Raw genomic sequence first — 3,719 nt, 5'->3', positions numbered from 1 at the left:
GGCATGCGGACGATGGACAATCCGCCGGCCAAGAGGAGGGCAGGAGTGACTCGGCGCCAAGCCGTGCTCATCGCACGGCAGGAGCGCATGGGCTTCTTCGTCGCATGTGCCTGCGCATGCCGTCCTCGGGCCTCCTTGCCGGAGCCACCGAGCACCGTCCGACCCGCACCCCATGAAGAAGACTTCTGCGTTCCCGTTTCCAACCGCATCTCGCGGCTTCACCTTGCTGGAGCTGCTGGTGGTCGTGGCCATCATCGCGCTGCTGGCCGCCTACGTCGGCCCCAAGTACTTCTCGCAGGTCGGCAAGTCCGAGCAGGCCGTGGCCAAGTCGCAGATCGGCGCGTTCAGCCGTGCGCTCGGTGCCTACCGGCTCGACGTGGGCAGCTTCCCTAGCACCGAGGAAGGCCTGGCGGCCCTGCTCGTGAAGCCCGCGAGCGCCACCAAATGGAATGGCCCGTACCTCGAAGGCGCGGTGCCCATGGATCCGTGGGGCAGCGCCTACGAGTACCGCTCGCCGGGCACCAGTGGCGACTTCGACATCGTCTCCTACGGCAAGGACAAGCAGCCGGGCGGCGAAGGCGACGCAGCCGACGTGAAGAACAACTGATCGCGCCAGCGGCCGCCATGCATTTCCAGGTTCGAGCCCTCGACGAGGCGACGCAGCGCGTCGTGACCGCCTCGCTCGACGCGCTCGACGAGCACGATGCACGCGCACAGCTGCACGCGCGCCGGCTCACGCCGATCGAGCTGCAGCCGCAGCGCAAGATGCGCTGGGCCGGTTCGGCCCAGGCCTTCTCGGTCATGCTGTTCGCCCAGGAGCTGCATGCGCTGGTGGGGGCGGGCTTGAGCCTGGTGGAGAGCCTGGAAGCCTTTGCCGAGAAGGAGCGCCGCCCCGAAGCGCGGACGGTGCTCGAACGGCTCGTGGCCTCGCTGCGCGAAGGCAAGCGCTTCTCGGCAGCACTGCGCGCCCAGGGTGAACTCTTTCCGCCGCTCTTCATCGGCATCGTCGAGTCGGCCGAGGGCACGGGCGAGCTCGCGCCGGCGCTCGAGCGCTACATCGGCTACGCCCAGCGTGTGCAGACGGTGCGCCAGCGCATGGTGAGCGCGGCCATCTACCCGGCCATCCTGCTGGGCGTGGGCGGCCTGGTCTCGCTGTTCCTGATGGGCTGGGTGGTGCCGCGCTTTGCCGCCGTGTACCGCAGCGGCGGGCGCAGCCTGCCGTGGGGCTCCGAGCTGCTGCTGTCCTGGGGGCAGTTCGTGGGGCAGCACTCGGCCGGCGCGTTGGCCGCTGTGCTGGGCTTGGTGCTGGTGCTGGCCTGGTGGATCCGTTCGGTGTCTCAGCGCGGCGGGTGGAGCCAGGTGGCCGGCCTCGTGCCGGGCGTGGCGCGCTGGATGGAGCTGCTCACGCTGTCGCGTCTGTTCCTCACGCTCGGACTGCTGCTGCGCGGCGGCCTGCCGATCCAGCAGGCCCTGCAGCTGTCGCGCAGCGTGCTGCCCGCGGGCCGGGCTTCCCTTGTCGACACCGTGAGCCTGCGCGTGACCGAGGGCTGGGCCTTGTCGGCCGCGCTCGACGAAGCCGGGCTGAGCACGCCGATCTCGTCGCGCTTCGTGCGGGCCGGCGAGCGCTCGGGCCAGGTGGCCGAGATGCTGCACCGCGCAGCGCAGTACCACGACGCGGAGACCGAGCGCTGGCTCGACCGCTTCTCGCGCATCTTCGAGCCGGCCCTGATGGCCGGCATCGGGCTCGTGATCGGCGTCATCGTTCTGCTGCTCTACATGCCCATCTTCGACCTCGCCGGAGGCGTGCAATGAGCAGCCACGCTCTCAGTGCCGATCTGATCGAGCGAGCTCGCCAAGGCCGCGGCGCAGCGACCAGCGTGCTGGCGCAGGCCCTGAGCGTTCCCGAGCGCGAGGCGGCTGCCAGCCTCGCGCACCAGTTCGGCATGCCGTACTTCGAGACCCTGCACCTGCAGCAGCGCGAACCGGCCTTCGATCGCCTGCCGCTGGCGCGTGCGCAGCAGCGCCGTGCCGTGCTGCTGCATGCCTTGCCGGAAGACGTCGGCGTGGCCTACGTGGCGGTGGTGCCCGACCCCTTCGACCGCGATCTGCAGTTGCAGATTGAGGAATGGGCTGCCGCTCCGCTGCGCATGGCGCTCGCCACGCCCGACGACATCCACGCCTACCTCAACCAGCAGGAAGCGAAGTCCAAGGCCATGGAGACCCTGGCCGAGGTGTCGTCCGGCGAGGCTGGCGACAAGGAAGCCACCGAGGTGCTGTCGCTCGCCGCCTTGTCGGAAGCGCAGAGCCCGGCGGTGCGCCTGCTGAACTCCACCCTCTACGACGCCCTGCGCGCCGGCGCGAGTGACGTGCACCTCGAAGCCACCGCAGCCGGCCTGGTGATCAAGTACCGCATCGACGGCGTGCTCGATGCCGTCGCTCAGCCGCCGGGGCGGCAACTGGCCGAGCAGGTGATCTCGCGCCTGAAGGTGCTGTCCGACCTCGACATCGGCGAGCGCCGCGTGCCGCAGGACGGCAGCTTCCGCGTGATGGCGCAGGAGCGCCCGATCGACCTGCGCGTGTCGGTCATGCCCAGCGTGCACGGCGAAGACGCGGTGATCCGCATTCTCGACAAGCAGGCCGTCATCGAAGCCCATGGCCGGCTCACGCTCGAAGGCCTGGGCTTCGCGGCCGAGACGCTGGTCACGCTGCGCGACCTCATCGAGGCACCCTACGGCCTGCTGCTGGTGACCGGCCCCACCGGCTCGGGCAAGACCACCACGCTGTACGCGGCGCTGTCCGAGACGCACACCGGCCGCGACAAGATCATCACCATCGAAGACCCGGTCGAGTACCACCTGGCCGGGGTGCTGCAGATCCCGGTGAACGAGAAGAAGGGCCTCACCTTTGCGCGCGGTCTGCGCTCCATCCTGCGCCACGACCCCGACAAGATCATGGTGGGCGAGATCCGCGACCGCGATACCGCCGAGATCGCGGTGCAGTCGGCGCTGACCGGGCACATGGTGCTGTCCACCGTGCACGCCAACAACGTGTTCGACGTGTTCGGCCGCTTCATGCACATGGGGCTCGACCCCTACGCGCTGGCCTCGGCGCTGAACGGCATCTGGGCCCAACGCCTGCTGCGCGTCAACTGCCAGCACTGCACACAGCCCTACCAACCCGATGCGCAGGATCTGCGCCGCTTTGATTTGGACGCCGGGGAGCTGGCCGGCTACCGCTTCATGCGCGGCATGGGTTGCGGCGATTGCCGCGGCACCGGCTACCGCGGCCGCCTGGCTGTGGCCGAGGTGCTGCGCCTGGATGATGAACTGCGCGAGATGGTGGCCGCCAAGGAGCCGATACGCCGCCTCAAGGAGGCTGCGCGGCAACGCGGCACCCGCAGCCTGATGGAAGCGGCGCTCGACCTCGTGCGCCAGGGCAAGACCACGCTGGAGGAGGTGCGACGTGTCACGATGGCGGCGTGAGCGGCTCTTGCTCGGGCTCGACAGCCGGGCGCTGCTGCGCGCGGGGTCGGCCGCACAGCCGGCCACCGAGCCTGCTACCGAGCCTGCGAGCAACTGGACCGTGGCCCGCTTGCGCGACGCGATCCGTGCCCAGATGCAGCCAGGCGCGTCGTACGGGGTGGTGCAGGTGCTGGTCAGCGCCGAGCTGTGTCGTCATTTCGTTCACCGGGCGCCCGCAGGCCTGCGCTCGCTGGCCGA

The 3,719-nt window shown here is 69.9% G+C and carries 4 protein-coding genes; all 4 read left to right on the top strand.

The window, feature by feature from the left end:
* The first annotated feature begins 172 nt into the window (after positions 1 to 172).
* Positions 173 to 607, top strand: a complete 435-nt coding sequence (gene gspG, locus VFL64_RS14080) for a type II secretion system major pseudopilin GspG (RefSeq protein ID WP_489541009.1) — start codon at positions 173 to 175, stop codon at positions 605 to 607.
* Positions 608 to 624: 17 nt separating this feature from the next.
* The gene (locus VFL64_RS14075) at positions 625 to 1,812 is read left to right on the top strand and encodes a type II secretion system F family protein (protein ID WP_489541008.1); all 1,188 of its coding nucleotides are present in this window, start codon (positions 625 to 627) and stop codon (positions 1,810 to 1,812) included.
* Positions 1,809 to 3,482 (top strand): GspE/PulE family protein, encoded by a 1,674-nt coding sequence (locus VFL64_RS14070; protein WP_489541007.1) that lies wholly within the window; start codon positions 1,809 to 1,811, stop codon positions 3,480 to 3,482. Before VFL64_RS14075 ends, VFL64_RS14070 begins: the two co-directional genes overlap by 4 nt.
* A partial coding sequence (locus VFL64_RS14065; RefSeq protein WP_489541006.1) for a hypothetical protein occupies positions 3,463 to 3,719 on the top strand: 257 nt, incomplete at its 3' end. The genes VFL64_RS14070 and VFL64_RS14065, both read left to right, overlap by 20 nt.

The organism is Rhizobacter sp. (genome assembly GCF_035702065.1).
Lineage (GTDB): Bacteria > Pseudomonadota > Gammaproteobacteria > Burkholderiales > Burkholderiaceae_C > Rhizobacter.
The sequence above is the reverse complement of the archived record's forward strand: the minus strand, read 5'-3'. Positions and strand labels throughout refer to the sequence as shown.